This is a genomic window from Amniculibacterium aquaticum, assembly GCF_003852705.1.
Taxonomy (GTDB): Bacteria; Bacteroidota; Bacteroidia; order Flavobacteriales; family Weeksellaceae; genus Amniculibacterium; species Amniculibacterium aquaticum.
The window spans coordinates 46,676-59,365 of the sequence record NZ_REFA01000009.1 but is presented as its reverse complement, the minus strand read 5'-3'; the positions used below and the strand labels follow the sequence as shown (position 1 = coordinate 59,365).

26 protein-coding genes are annotated in these 12,690 nt (G+C 36.2%); all 26 read right to left on the bottom strand.

The features are described 5' to 3' along the window. Positions 1-16: 16 nt before the first annotated feature. Positions 17-394 carry a 30S ribosomal protein S13 gene (rpsM, locus tag EIY84_RS05590; protein WP_124641045.1) on the bottom strand — a complete coding sequence of 126 codons (378 nt, stop codon included), beginning with the start codon at positions 392-394 and terminating at the stop codon, positions 17-19. A gap of 9 nt (positions 395-403) precedes the next feature. Next, positions 404-520: a 50S ribosomal protein L36 gene (gene rpmJ, locus EIY84_RS05585; protein WP_007839480.1), complete on the bottom strand. Its 117-nt coding sequence runs from the start codon at positions 518-520 to the stop codon at positions 404-406. 16 nt (positions 521-536) lie between these two features. Further along, a complete protein-coding gene (gene infA / locus EIY84_RS05580; RefSeq protein WP_124641043.1) occupies positions 537-752 on the bottom strand; it encodes a translation initiation factor IF-1 in 216 nt (71 codons plus the stop codon). Between the two features lie 3 nt (positions 753-755). Further along, positions 756-2,135 carry a preprotein translocase subunit SecY gene (secY, locus tag EIY84_RS05575; RefSeq protein WP_124641041.1) on the bottom strand — a complete coding sequence of 460 codons (1,380 nt, stop codon included), beginning with the start codon at positions 2,133-2,135 and terminating at the stop codon, positions 756-758. Between the two features lie 9 nt (positions 2,136-2,144). After that, a complete protein-coding gene (gene rplO / locus EIY84_RS05570; RefSeq protein WP_124641039.1) occupies positions 2,145-2,594 on the bottom strand; it encodes a 50S ribosomal protein L15 in 450 nt (149 codons plus the stop codon). A 97-nt stretch (positions 2,595-2,691) separates the two neighbouring features. Then, positions 2,692-2,868: a 50S ribosomal protein L30 gene (gene rpmD / locus EIY84_RS05565; protein ID WP_124641037.1), complete on the bottom strand. Its 177-nt coding sequence runs from the start codon at positions 2,866-2,868 to the stop codon at positions 2,692-2,694. An 11-nt stretch (positions 2,869-2,879) separates the two neighbouring features. Further along, the gene (gene rpsE, locus EIY84_RS05560; RefSeq protein ID WP_124641035.1) at positions 2,880-3,401 is read right to left on the bottom strand and encodes a 30S ribosomal protein S5; all 522 of its coding nucleotides are present in this window, start codon (positions 3,399-3,401) and stop codon (positions 2,880-2,882) included. A gap of 19 nt (positions 3,402-3,420) precedes the next feature. After that, positions 3,421-3,768 (bottom strand): 50S ribosomal protein L18, encoded by a 348-nt coding sequence (rplR, locus tag EIY84_RS05555; protein ID WP_124641033.1) that lies wholly within the window; start codon positions 3,766-3,768, stop codon positions 3,421-3,423. Positions 3,769-3,782: 14 nt separating this feature from the next. Beyond that, entirely contained in the window at positions 3,783-4,328 is a 546-nt protein-coding gene (gene rplF, locus EIY84_RS05550) for a 50S ribosomal protein L6 (protein ID WP_124641030.1), read from the bottom strand. A 17-nt stretch (positions 4,329-4,345) separates the two neighbouring features. Continuing rightward, positions 4,346-4,744 carry a 30S ribosomal protein S8 gene (gene rpsH, locus EIY84_RS05545; RefSeq protein WP_124641028.1) on the bottom strand — a complete coding sequence of 133 codons (399 nt, stop codon included), beginning with the start codon at positions 4,742-4,744 and terminating at the stop codon, positions 4,346-4,348. Between the two features lie 111 nt (positions 4,745-4,855). Next, a complete protein-coding gene (gene rpsN, locus EIY84_RS05540; RefSeq protein ID WP_124641026.1) occupies positions 4,856-5,125 on the bottom strand; it encodes a 30S ribosomal protein S14 in 270 nt (89 codons plus the stop codon). A gap of 3 nt (positions 5,126-5,128) precedes the next feature. Next, positions 5,129-5,680 carry a 50S ribosomal protein L5 gene (gene rplE / locus EIY84_RS05535; protein WP_124641024.1) on the bottom strand — a complete coding sequence of 184 codons (552 nt, stop codon included), beginning with the start codon at positions 5,678-5,680 and terminating at the stop codon, positions 5,129-5,131. Positions 5,681-5,692: 12 nt separating this feature from the next. Continuing rightward, positions 5,693-6,013 carry a 50S ribosomal protein L24 gene (gene rplX / locus EIY84_RS05530; protein WP_124641022.1) on the bottom strand — a complete coding sequence of 107 codons (321 nt, stop codon included), beginning with the start codon at positions 6,011-6,013 and terminating at the stop codon, positions 5,693-5,695. Between the two features lie 19 nt (positions 6,014-6,032). Then, positions 6,033-6,401, bottom strand: coding sequence for a 50S ribosomal protein L14 (gene rplN / locus EIY84_RS05525; RefSeq protein WP_124641020.1), 369 nt, complete (start codon positions 6,399-6,401; stop codon positions 6,033-6,035). Positions 6,402-6,403: 2 nt separating this feature from the next. Further along, the gene (gene rpsQ, locus EIY84_RS05520) at positions 6,404-6,661 is read right to left on the bottom strand and encodes a 30S ribosomal protein S17 (RefSeq protein WP_124641018.1); all 258 of its coding nucleotides are present in this window, start codon (positions 6,659-6,661) and stop codon (positions 6,404-6,406) included. A 9-nt stretch (positions 6,662-6,670) separates the two neighbouring features. Continuing rightward, a complete protein-coding gene (rpmC, locus tag EIY84_RS05515; RefSeq protein ID WP_124641016.1) occupies positions 6,671-6,859 on the bottom strand; it encodes a 50S ribosomal protein L29 in 189 nt (62 codons plus the stop codon). 11 nt (positions 6,860-6,870) lie between these two features. Further along, on the bottom strand, positions 6,871-7,296 hold the full coding sequence (rplP, locus tag EIY84_RS05510) for a 50S ribosomal protein L16 (protein WP_124641014.1): 426 nt from the start codon (positions 7,294-7,296) through the stop codon (positions 6,871-6,873). 103 nt (positions 7,297-7,399) lie between these two features. Beyond that, a complete protein-coding gene (gene rpsC, locus EIY84_RS05505; protein WP_124641012.1) occupies positions 7,400-8,131 on the bottom strand; it encodes a 30S ribosomal protein S3 in 732 nt (243 codons plus the stop codon). A gap of 8 nt (positions 8,132-8,139) precedes the next feature. Further along, positions 8,140-8,541 (bottom strand): 50S ribosomal protein L22, encoded by a 402-nt coding sequence (rplV, locus tag EIY84_RS05500; protein WP_124641010.1) that lies wholly within the window; start codon positions 8,539-8,541, stop codon positions 8,140-8,142. Between the two features lie 2 nt (positions 8,542-8,543). After that, the gene (rpsS, locus tag EIY84_RS05495; protein WP_124641008.1) at positions 8,544-8,822 is read right to left on the bottom strand and encodes a 30S ribosomal protein S19; all 279 of its coding nucleotides are present in this window, start codon (positions 8,820-8,822) and stop codon (positions 8,544-8,546) included. Between the two features lie 2 nt (positions 8,823-8,824). Beyond that, entirely contained in the window at positions 8,825-9,646 is an 822-nt protein-coding gene (gene rplB, locus EIY84_RS05490) for a 50S ribosomal protein L2 (RefSeq protein WP_124641006.1), read from the bottom strand. Between the two features lie 78 nt (positions 9,647-9,724). Further along, complete coding sequence (gene rplW, locus EIY84_RS05485; protein ID WP_124641004.1) at positions 9,725-10,012, bottom strand: 50S ribosomal protein L23; 288 nt, start codon at positions 10,010-10,012, stop codon at positions 9,725-9,727. Between the two features lie 3 nt (positions 10,013-10,015). After that, complete coding sequence (gene rplD, locus EIY84_RS05480; protein WP_124641002.1) at positions 10,016-10,645, bottom strand: 50S ribosomal protein L4; 630 nt, start codon at positions 10,643-10,645, stop codon at positions 10,016-10,018. Further along, positions 10,636-11,259: a 50S ribosomal protein L3 gene (rplC, locus tag EIY84_RS05475; RefSeq protein WP_124641000.1), complete on the bottom strand. Its 624-nt coding sequence runs from the start codon at positions 11,257-11,259 to the stop codon at positions 10,636-10,638. Before rplC ends, rplD begins: the two co-directional genes overlap by 10 nt. Positions 11,260-11,494: 235 nt before the next feature. Next, the gene (locus EIY84_RS05470) at positions 11,495-12,289 is read right to left on the bottom strand and encodes a GLPGLI family protein (RefSeq protein WP_124640998.1); all 795 of its coding nucleotides are present in this window, start codon (positions 12,287-12,289) and stop codon (positions 11,495-11,497) included. 7 nt (positions 12,290-12,296) lie between these two features. Then, positions 12,297-12,605, bottom strand: a complete 309-nt coding sequence (locus EIY84_RS05465; RefSeq protein ID WP_124640996.1) for a hypothetical protein — start codon at positions 12,603-12,605, stop codon at positions 12,297-12,299. Positions 12,606-12,690: the final 85 nt, after the last annotated feature.

Below are 12,690 nucleotides of genomic sequence, written 5' to 3'. Positions count from 1 at the left end.
AATTCTAATCTAAAGATTATTTACTTGCTTTTTTCTTGTTAGCAACAGTTTTTCTTCTTCCTTTACGGGTTCTAGAATTGTTTTTAGTTCTTTGGCCTCTTAAAGGTAATCCTAGTCTGTGACGTATTCCTCGTTGACATCCAATATCCATCAATCTTTTGATGTTCAATTGGATTTCAGAACGCAATTCTCCTTCTACTTTTACATTTTCGGAGATGTAAGTTCTGATTGCTGCCAATTCATCGTCATTCCATTCGTTGACTTTCTTGTCTTCGCTGATACCGGCTGCTTTAAGGATTTCTGAAGAAGTACTTCTTCCAATTCCGTAGATGTAAGTTAAGCCGATAACGCCTCTTTTGTTTTTTGGTAAATCAATACCTGAAATTCTCGCCATAATTTAATTTTAGCCTTGTCTTTGTTTAAATTTTGGGTTCTTCTTGTTGATTACGAAAAGTACTCCTTTTCTGCGTACGATTTTGCAATCAGCACTTCTTTTTTTAATAGATGCTCTAACTTTCATTATAGTTACTGTGTATTTAATATCTAAATGTTATTCTTCCTTTTGTAAGGTCGTACGGAGACATCTCCAACTTTACCTTATCCCCCGGAAGGAGTTTTATGTAATGCATACGCATCTTTCCAGAAATATGGGCAATAAGCACATGCCCATTTTCTAATTCTACACGAAACATGGCGTTAGATAGTGATTCCACTATAACGCCATCTTGTTCGATATGTTTTTGTTTTGCCATATATTATAATCCGCTCGTTCTTGATAATTTTGATTTCATAAGACCATCATAATGATGATTCAACAAATAAGTATTGATTTGTTGAACGGTATCCAGTACCACTCCTACCATAATCAAAAGTGATGTTCCCCCGAAAAATAGGGCAAATCCATCAGTTTGAACAATCGTTCCGTGCACAAATGCAGGAAGGACTGCAAAGATAGCTAAAAATATTGATCCTGGCAAAGTAATTTTTGACAAAATATCATCCAAATAATCGGAAGTGTCTTTTCCTGGTCTTACTTTAGGTATTAGGCCTCCATTTCTTTTCAAGTCATCTGCCATTTGATTTACCGGAATGGTAATCGCAGTATAGAAGAATGAGAAGATGATAATAAGAAGCGCATACAATAAATTGTACTGCCAAGAGAATACATTTTTGAATCCGGCCAAGAAGGTATTGGATTCGTCAAATTTTGTTAATAAACCAGGTACGAACATTAATGCTTGAGCGAAGATAATAGGCATTACTCCAGCTGCATTTACTTTCAAAGGGATCCATTGTCTTGCACCTTGCATAAGGTTTTTGTTTACACCACCTCTAGCCTGAGCACGACTCACATATTGAATCGGAATTTTTCTTACAGCTACAGAAAGTATAATTGCTAGCAATACCACCAACATCCAGAAAATAACTTCGACTAGGATCATGATAGATCCTAAGCCGCCTTTTCCGGTTTGTGTTGCTACTTCTTGCATGAAAGACTCTGGTAATCTGGAAAGGATTCCCACCATAATTAGTATTGAAATACCATTACCAATTCCTTTGTCGGTAATTTTTTCTCCCAACCACATTGCAAATACAGAACCTGCTGTAAGTATCACGATACTTGGCAACCAGAACATAATAGAGTTCGGTTCTATATAGTATGCAGAAGAGAATTGTGCATAAGGTAAAAACATTTGAGTAATCGAAGTTAGATACGATGGTGCTTGTACGAGACAAACTCCAATGGTAAGCCATCTTGTGATTTGGTTCAAAGTATTTCTACCGGATTCTCCATCTTTTTGTAATTTTTGAAGATACGGAATAGCCATCCCCATCAGCTGCACAATAATAGAAGCAGAAATGTAAGGCATAATCCCTAGAGCCATTACAGAAGCATGACTAAACGCGCCTCCTGTAAACGAGGAAAGCAAGCCAAGAAGTCCTGCTCCTTGCTTGTTTCCACCGTTATTTTTATAATGTTCTAATAAATCTCCAACTTCCGCCAAGTTAATTGCCGGAAGTGAGATATAAGATGCGAATCTATACACTAAAATGATCCCTAAAGTGAAGAGAATTTTTTCTCTTAGTTCCTTCAGGTTCCAAATGTTGTTAAGTGTTTGTATAAATCCTTTCATTCGTTAATTTTAAAGAGTAATTGCTTTACCTCCAGCTTTAGCGATCAGTTCTTCAGCAGATTTGGTAAATTTATCAGCAGAGATAGAAACACCAGATTTCAACTCACCTCTACCCATGATTTTAACCAATTCGTTTTTAGAAGCCAAACCGTTTGCTACCAAAACATCTTTAGTGATTTCTCCTGCGATGTTTTTAGTATCAATTAAAGTTTGGATGCTATCTAGGTTGATGGCTCTAAATTCTTTTCTGTTGATGTTTTTGAAACCGAATTTAGGCAATCTTCTTTGCAAAGGCATTTGTCCACCTTCGAAACCGATTTTCTGAGAATAACCGGCTCTGGCTTTTTGACCTTTATGACCTTTTGTAGAAGTTCCACCTTTTCCGCTTCCTTGTCCTCTACCAATTCTTTTTGAATTGTGAGTAGAACCTGATGCTGGTTGAATGTTATTTAATTTCATTGTTTTTTAGATTTTAGATGTTAGAGGTTAGATTTTGGATTAAAAATCAGACTTAAAAATTAGGTCTGATTTTTAATCGTCTAACTTCTTTTTCAAATTATTTTTGAACTTCTAGTAAGTGTCCTACTGATTTTATCATTCCTAAGATGGAAGGAGTAGCCTCATGTTCAATTACTTGGTGAAGTTTTTTAAATCCTAATGCTTCAAGCGTTCTTTTTTGGGTTTTTGTTCTCCCGATAGCGCTTCTTACTTGTTTTACTTTAATTGTTGCCATTGAGATTATTATTATCCGTTAAACACTTTACTTAATGAAATACCTCTCATTCTAGCGATTTCTTCTGGTCTTCTGATATCCAACAACGCTTTGAAAGTAGCTTTCACTACATTGTGAGGGTTAGAAGAACCTTTAGATTTTGAAAGAATATCTTTGATCCCTGCAGATTCTACAACGATACGCACGGTGTTACCAGCGATAACCCCTGTACCGTGAGATGCTGGTCTTAAGAAGACATCAGCACCTCCGTATCTTGCAGATACTTGGTGGTGGATAGTTCCGTTAACTACAGGAACTTTCACTAAATTTTTCTTAGCTTCTTCAACTGCTTTAGAAATAGCAGAAGCTACTTCTTTAGATTTACCAAGACCAAAACCGATGGTTCCGTCTTCGTCACCTACCACTACGATAGCTGAGAATCCGAAAGCACGACCACCTTTGGTAACTTTAGTTACTCTGTTAACAGCTACGAGACGATCTTTCAATTCTAATCCTCCCGGTTTTACTTTTTCTATATTATCTAGTCCTAACATATTTCCGAAATTTTAATGATTAGAATTTTAATCCACCTTCTCTTGCACCGTCAGCAAGAGCTTTTACTCTACCGTGATATACAAAACCGTTTCTGTCGAAAACTACAGCTTCAATTCCTGCAGCTTTTGCTTTTTCGGCGATTGCTTTACCAACTTCAGCAGATATTTCTACTTTGGTACCTTTAGCATTCAATGCTCTGGAAGATGCAGAAGCTAAAGTTTTACCGTCTTTATCATCGATTAACTGTGCGTAAATTTCCTTATTACTTCTGTAAACGGACAATCTTGGCAATTCAGCAGAGCCAGAGATTTTCCCTCTTACTCTTCTTTTGATTCTAATTCTTTTTTGTTCTTTATTTAATGCCATTTTCTTAAATTTTATTAAGCAGATTTACCAGCTTTACGTCTTAATATTTCACCTACGAACTTGATACCTTTACCTTTATACGGCTCTGGTTTTCTGAATGAACGGATTTTTGCTACCACCATTCCTAGAAGTTGTTTGTCGTGAGATGACAAAGTAATAATTGGGTTTTTACCTTTTTCAGTCAATGTATCTAGTGTGATTTCTTTTGGAAGATCAACAACGATACCGTGAGAGAAACCAAGAGATAATTCTAGTTTCTGACCAGCGTGAGAAGCTCTGTATCCTACCCCTACCAATTCTAGTTTCTTTTCGAAACCTTGTGTAGTCCCAACAATCATGTTGTTGATAAGAGCTCTGTATAGACCGTGTAACGCTCTATGTGTTTTAGAATCTGAAGGACGAGATACGGTTAGTACATTGTCTTCAATATTCATAGTGATTCCTTCGGTTAGTTGTTGAGAAAGCTCGCCTTTAGCTCCTTTCACTGTAACTAAACCATCCTTTTCAGTAATGGTAACTCCCGCAGGAATGTTTATAATTGCTTTACCAATTCTTGACATTTTCCTTTGATTAAAAATTAATAAATATAGCAGATTACTTCTCCACCTACTTTCTCTTCTCTAGCTTTCTTATCCGTCATTACACCTTTAGATGTAGAGATGATTGCGATACCCAAACCGTTCAATACTCTTGGAAGATCTGCTGATCCTGCATAATATCTCAAACCTGGCTTAGAAGCTCTTTGGATCAATTTGATCGCTGGTTTGTTGGTTTGCTTATCGTATTTCAAAGCGATTTTGATTGAACCTTGTACGGAGTTATCTTCGAACTTGTAGTTCAAGATAAACCCTTGGTCGAAAAGGATTTTAGTAATCTCTTTTTTGATTTTCGATGCAGGAATTTCCACCACTTTGTGGCCTGCGCTTTGTGCGTTCCTTACTCTAGTTAGGAAATCTGAAATTGGATCTGTTACCATTTTTCTTTTTTGTTATTATTGGTTAATGACAACTAGTATTGCAAATGGCAGTTAGCTATAGGGTATAGCTAACTGCTATAAGCAACTGTGTTGTCTCGATTATTCAAATTGTTACCAACTTGCTTTTTTAACTCCTGGGATAAGACCGTTGTTAGCCATTTCACGGAAAGTTACTCTGGAGATACCGAAAGTTCTCATGTATCCTCTTGGTCTTCCTGTTAGTTTGCATCTGTTATGCAATCTTACAGGAGAAGCATTTTTTGGCAAATGTTGCAATGCTTCGTAATCACCAGCTTCTTTTAGAGCTTGTCTTTTAGCAGCATATTTAGCAACTAGTGCTTCTCTTTTGCGCTCACGCGCTTTCATTGATTCTTTAGCCATGTCTTAGTTCTTTTTGAACGGTAAACCGAAGTGAGTTAATAATGCTTTAGCTTCTTTGTCTGTGTTAGCAGAAGTTACGAAGGTAATGTCCATCCCTTGGATTTTTTTCACTTTGTCGATAACGATTTCTGGGAAAATGATCTGTTCTGTAATACCTAAGTTATAGTTACCTCTACCGTCGAAACCGTCAGCTTTGATACCAGAGAAATCTCTGATTCTTGGCAAAGCTGAAGAAGTTAAACGATCTAAGAATTCATACATTTTGTTGTCTCTTAGAGTAACTCTTGCTCCTACTGGCATTCCTTTTCTTAGTTTGAAAGCTGCTTCGTCTTTCTTAGAAATTGTACCAACTGCTTTTTGACCGGTAATTGCTGTTAATTCTTCAACAGCGTAATCAACGATTTTTTTGTCGGCAGTTGCAGCTCCTAAACCTTGGGAAATAACGATTTTCAACAATTTAGGTACTTGCATTACTGACTTGTACCCAAATTCTTCCATCATTGCAGGAACAACTTTTTCTTTATAGTCTTTCTTGGGTCTTGCTATATATTCCATGTTCTTTTTAAATTATAAAGTTTTTCCGGTGGTTTTAGCAACTCTTACTTTCTTGTCTCCTTCCATTTGGTAACCTACTTTAGTAGCTTTTCCGTTTGCATCCATAAGAGATACATTGGAAATATGGATAGAAGCTTCTTTCTCTACAATACCACCTTGAGGATTAGAAGCAGATGGTTTTGTGTGTTTTTTCACAACATTAACACCAGCTACGATCACTCTTGGATCTTTACCTTCTTTTTTAATCACTTCTAGTACTTCACCTTTACTTCCTTTGTTTTTACCGGTAGTAACGATTACGCTATCTCCTCTTTTTATTTTAACTTTTGTCATCTTTTCTAAATTTTAAAAATTAAAGTACTTCTGGAGCTAATGAAATGACTTTCATGTATTCTTTGTCTCTAAGCTCACGAGCAACTGGTCCGAAAACACGAGTACCTCTCATATCACCGTTTGCGTTAAGCAATACACATGCATTGTCATCAAACTTGATATAAGAACCGTCTTTTCTTCTAACTGCTTTTTTAGTTCTTACCACTACTGCTTTAGAAACTTGTCCTTTTTTTGCATTACCAGATGGTGATGATTCTTTGATGGTTACAACGATTTTATCACCTACTGAAGCATATCTTCTTCTTGTTCCTCCTAGAACTCTGATTACCAATACTTCTTTAGCACCAGTGTTATCAGCTACTTTTAGTCTTGATTCTGTTTGTAACATTATTATTTAGCTTTTTCAATGATTCTTACTAATCTCCATCTCTTACTCTTACTCATTGGTCTAGTTTCTTGGATAAGAACTCTATCCCCTTCTTGGCACTCATTTTTCTCGTCGTGAGCGGTATATTTTTTCGTTTTCAAAACGAACTTACCGTACATTGGGTGCTTGATTCTTGTAGTTTCGCTTACAACAATGGTCTTTTCCATTTTATTGCTGGAAACGATTCCGATTCTTTCTTTTCTTAAATTTCTTTCCATAATAAAACGAAATTATTGTTGTTTTGCGGTTAATTCTGTATTAAGTCTAGCGATTGCTCTTCTTAAATCTCTAACTTGGATAGGATTTTCAATTGGGCTGATTTTGTGAGCCAATTTCAACTTGTTATAGTTTACTTTAGCTTCAGCTAATTGTACTTTTAAATCCTCAACGCTTAAATTTTTGATATCAGCTTGTTTCATTTTATAAAAGATTAAAGAGGTTTAACAAAATCGTTAGCTACTACAAATTTCGTTACGATTGGTAGTTTTTGAGCGGCAAGACGAAGAGCTTCTTTAGCTACTTCGTAAGGTACTCCACCTACTTCGAACATTACTTTTCCAGGTTTTACTACAGCTACCCAATATTCTACAGCACCTTTACCTTTACCCATCCTTACTTCGGCTGGTTTTTTGGTGATTGGTTTATCTGGGAATATTTTGATCCATAGTTGACCTTCTCTTTTCATATATCTGGTTGCAGCAATACGAGCCGCCTCGATTTGTCTTGCTGTAATCCAAGCTCCGTCAATCGCTTTGATTCCGAAAGTACCGTACGCAAGTTGAGATCCTCTTTGCGCATTTCCTTTCATCTTCATTTTATGAACACGACGAAACTTTACTCTTTTTGGTTGTAACATAATTTTTAGATGTTAGATGTTAGATGTTAGATGTTTAGATAAATTTTAAATCAGTTCTTGTAACGGAAGTTCTAATTTCTAATTTCTCGTTTCTAACTTCTGATTAATTATTGTTATTTCTTCTTGGTTTTCTGTCACCACTTCTTTCGTTTCTACCTCCGGCTGGTGATTTTTTTTGTTGTTGTCCTACTAGTGGAGTAAGGTCTCTTTTACCGTACACTTCTCCTTTCATAATCCAAACTTTTACACCTAATCTTCCGTAAGCAGTATGAGCTTCTGCCCAGTGGTAATCGATATCAGCTCTGAAAGTTGACAATGGGATTCTTCCTTCTTTGAAAGACTCGCTTCTTGCCATTTCAGCACCGTTCAAACGACCTGAGATCATTACTTTGATCCCTTCAGCTCCCATTCTCATTGTAGATGCGATTGCCATTTTAACAGCTCTTCTGTAAGAAATTCTGTTTTCAATTTGCTTTGCAATACTTTGAGCTACTAAGATAGCGTCTAGTTCTGGTCTTTTGATTTCGAAGATGTTGATTTGAACTTCTTTACCAGTAAGTTTTTTCAACTCTTCTTTTAATTTATCAACCTCTTGACCGCCTTTCCCGATGATCAAACCAGGTCTTGCAGTTGTGATGGTTACTGTTACTAATTTTAGTGTTCTCTCGATGTAGATTCTTGAGATACCTCCTTTAGATAATCTAGCTTCAAGATATCTTCTGATTTTGTAGTCTTCAGCGATACGGTCACCGTAATCGTTTCCACCAAACCAGTTAGAATCCCAACCTCTGATGATTCCTAATCTGTTTCCAATTGGATTTGTCTTCTGTCCCATACCTTGAATTATTTGTTATCTTTAGAGTCTAAAATGATTGTAACGTGGTTAGATCTTTTTCTGATTCTGTACCCTCTACCTTGTGGTGCTGGTCTTAGTCTCTTCAATTGTCTTGCGCTATCCACGAAAATTTCTTTAACGATTAGGTTAGCTTCTTCGATATCCTTTCCTTCGTTCTTTGTTTGCCAGTTCGCCATAGCAGAAAGAAGAAGTTTTTCTAACTTGTTAGAAGCATCTTTTTTAGAGTACTTAAGGATATAAAGAGCTTTTGCTACACCTTCTCCACGGATGATATCGGCAACCAATCTCATTTTTCTAGGAGAAGAAGGACAATCGTTAAGTTTAGCTTTTACAACATCTCTGTTTGCTTCCTTTCTAGCGAGTGCGCTATCTTGTTTTCTTGTTCCCATAATTATCTACTTCCTTTATTTTTGTTACCACCGTGACCTCTGAAAGATCTTGTCGGAGAAAATTCGCCTAACTTGTGACCTACCATGTTTTCTGTTACATAAACTGGGATAAAAGATTTCCCGTTGTGTACTGCGATGGTTTGTCCTACGAAGTCCGGAGAAATCATTGATGCTCTGGACCAAGTTTTGATAACAGTCTTTTTGTCTGATGCAATATTTGCCTGAACCTTCTTATCTAAAGAATGATGAATGAAAGGTCCTTTCTTAAGTGATCTTGCCATAATTATTTTCTTTTAGATACGATATAACGGTTAGACGCTTTGTTTTTCTTTCTTGTTTTGTAACCTTTTGCTGGTTTACCATTTCTGGATCTTGGGTGACCTCCTGAAGATCTACCTTCACCACCACCCATTGGGTGATCTACTGGGTTCATTACTACGGCTCTGGTTCTTGGTCTTCTACCTAACCATCTGCTTCTACCTGCTTTACCGGATACGGTAAGTTGGTGATCAGAGTTAGATACAGATCCGATCATTGCCATACATTCTGTAAGGATCATTCTAGATTCTCCAGAAGGCAATTTAATGATCGCATACTTACCATCTCTAGAAGTTAATTGAGCAGAAGATCCTGCACTTCTAGCTAGGATAGCACCTTGACCAGGCTTTAGTTCGATACAAGAAATTACGGTACCCAAAGGAATGTTTTTCAATTTCATTGCGTTTCCTACATTCGGCTCTACGCTATCGCCGGAAACGATTTTCTGATCTACTTTAATTCCGTTTGGAGCGATGATGTATCTCTTCTCTCCGTCTGCATACTCTACTAATGCGATGAATGCAGTTCTGTTTGGATCGTACTCTACAGTTTTTACAGTCGCTTCAACATTTGCTTTGTTTCTTTTGAAGTCGATGATTCTGTATTTCTTTTTGTGTCCACCTCCGGTGTAACGCATGGTCATTTTACCAGTTTGGTTACGCCCACCTGACTTACTAATACCAACGGTTAGAGATTTCTCTGGTTTGTTGGTAGTAATTTCTTCAAAGTTATTTACAACTCTGAATCTCTGTCCCGGGGTGATAGGTTTTAATTTTCTAACAGACATTACTATTGTTTATATTATACTTGTTATTAATGGATAATGGCTAATGGCTTTTAGCAAAAAACTAAAAGCCAAGCACTTTTATACTGCAAAGATGTCGATAACTTCTCCTTCGTTAAGTTTTACGACTGCTTTTTTCAATTTGTTTGTTTTACCAACTTGAAGTCCTTTTTTGGTGTATTTCGAAGAAACCTTTGGTGCATAAACCATAGTGTTTACATCCGCTACCTTAACACCATAAGCTGCTTCTACCGCATTTTTGATTTGGATTTTATTGGCTTTCGTGTTTACCAAGAAGCTATAAGTCCCTCTCAAATCTGTAAGGTAGTTTGCTTTTTCTGAAATTACCGGTTTGATGATTACTGACATGATTTATTTTTTTAAGATTTCTGTGAATTTATCTACTGCTCCTTCGAAGAATACGATCTCACCTGCGTTTACCAAATCATAAGAAGAAATTTCGTTATAATTCAATACTCTTGTCTTAGGCAAGTTTCTTGAAGAAAGATATACATTCTGATTGGCTTCAGCTAAGATGAACAACGCTTTTTTACCGTTTAGTTCCAATGCGTTCAATACGCTGATGAATTCTTTGGTTTTTGGAGCGTTCATGCTCATATCTTCCATCACTTTGATGCTGTTGTCTCTCATTTTTTGAGAAAGAACAGATTTTTTAGCCAATCTCTTAAGCGCTTTGTTCAATTTGAATCTGTAGTCTCTTGGCTTTGGACCGAAAACTCTACCTCCACCTCTGAAAGTTGGAGATTTGATATCCCCGTATCTTGCAGATCCAGATCCTTTTTGCTTCTTAAGTTTTTTAGTAGAAGCGGTAATTTCGCTTCTTTCTTTTGACTTATGCGTCCCTTGTCTTTGTGCAGCAAGGAATTGTTTTACTTCTAAATAAACCGCGTGTTGGTTAGGCTCAATTCCGAATACAGATGCATCTAACGAAACTTTTCTTCCGGTTTCTTTTCCTAAGGTATTTAATACTACTAGTTCCATCTTCTTACAATTACATATGAATTTTTAGCCCCAGGAATAGCCCCTTTTACTACTAAAAGATTTTGTTCCTCATCTACTTTCAACACTTGAAGGTTTTGTACGGTAACTTGCTTACCACCCATTCTTCCTGCCATTCTCATTCCTTTGAATACTCTAGAAGGATCGGATCCTGCACCGATAGAACCTGGAGCTCTAAGTCTGTTGTGCTGACCGTGTGTAGCTTGCATTACCCCACCGAAGTTATGTCTTTTCACAACCCCTTGGAAACCTTTACCTTTTGAAGTTCCAGTTACATCAATATACTCACCTTCTGTGAATAAATTAACAGTTACTTCATCACCTAATTTCAAATCTTCGAATCCGTGGTGGAATTCTACCAATTTCGCTTTAGGAGTTGAACCAGCCTTTTTGAAATGACCGGCTAATGCCTTACCGACATTCTTCTCACTCTTGTCATCGAAACCTAGTTGTACGGCAACATATCCGTCAACCTCTTCGGTTCTGACCTGTAAAACCGAGCATGGACCAGCTTGAATAACGGTACAAGGAATATTCTTCCCGTTTTCGTCAAACAAAGATGTCATACCGATTTTTTTTCCAATAATACCTGACATTGTTTATAAAATATATATAAAATTTATCTTTTTAATGCTCATTTCTCTGAAGTCATTCGTGATTTCTAAGGTTGAATTAGGCACACCATACCCCTAAAATGAGTGTGCAAATATATGAAGATTTTTGTAAACTGCAAATTTTCTTGAAAAATAATTTGAAAATGAGGGGTTTAAAGAAAAAAAAGACCATTCATTACAAATGGCCATAACTCGATATTGAATATTGATTGGGGGATTATTTCATAATGGATTTCATATCCAGATCCATTGGGAAATTGTTCATCATCCGTTTTCTCTCCATGACAGAATTGATTAATTTTTGTTTAAAACTCGGATCTTCAACAAAAGTAACATGGTTAAGAATGCTAAGATTGAATACCAAATTATCATACAACTTAAAATACTGCTCTTTGGAAACCGCTTTGACATTTGATGGAATTTGGATAAACTTATGATGCTTTTCAATTTCATCCAACACAAAACGAATGGTTTTTCTATCGTCTTCGACAGAAACTATAAGTCCAGGAAGTCCATTTATTTTGAAAGGGCCAAATGGAAAAGTATAATCGGTAGAAAAATAAGCAATCCATTTTCTCCCAAAAGCTGCAGTGGTTGCTTTTTTACACACGATATTATTAATGGTTTTGGTTTCGTTTGTAATATTCCAAATCAGCTCAGCATTTTGTTTATATTTATAGTATGTTTTACCTTCGTTCAAATAAACTGAAAAATCTTTTTTGGTAGCATCATAGCTAATCCGATCTAAAAACAGTGTTCTTTTACTTTGCAACTGCTTCATGTCTAACACTTCACCTTTAACTTCATAAAAGTCTGAAAGAATACTTTTATCGGACAAAAAATACGACTGATTTCTATTAAAAAACAGTTTAAAATCTTCAACTTTAGCCTTTCTAGTTAAGGAGTCTAAGATGTAGGTCATTCTGTAATTCGCCCTAAATTCTGATTGAAAACCCTGCCCAACTACAAAGTTTAAACTAAAAAAAAGAAATAATAAAACAATTTTGTACATATATATTTTAATTGATATCCCATACTATATCTTCATCTACGGGACCACAAAGAGAAAAATTTATCATATTTCCTAAATACTCATAATACGCTTGATCCGGATCGGTATCGAACCACATTATCTGTGAAAACTCTTTACCACATGTTGTTTTTATGGTAACCCGAATATATCTACCTTCTAATGGTGGTGCTAATTTATTTAATTTTAATTGAGTGTTTGATACCGAAAAGTTTTTGGGTAACAATAAAGTACTTTTCTCTTTTGCACTCATCAATCCAGCAACTCCTAGGGCTGCAACTAAAAATAATTTCCTCATAACTTTTTGTTTTTATTTGTTAATGAGGTAAAACTAAAACTAAAACTGTGCAAGTTTTTGTGTGAAAAACGATGGACTTTAACAA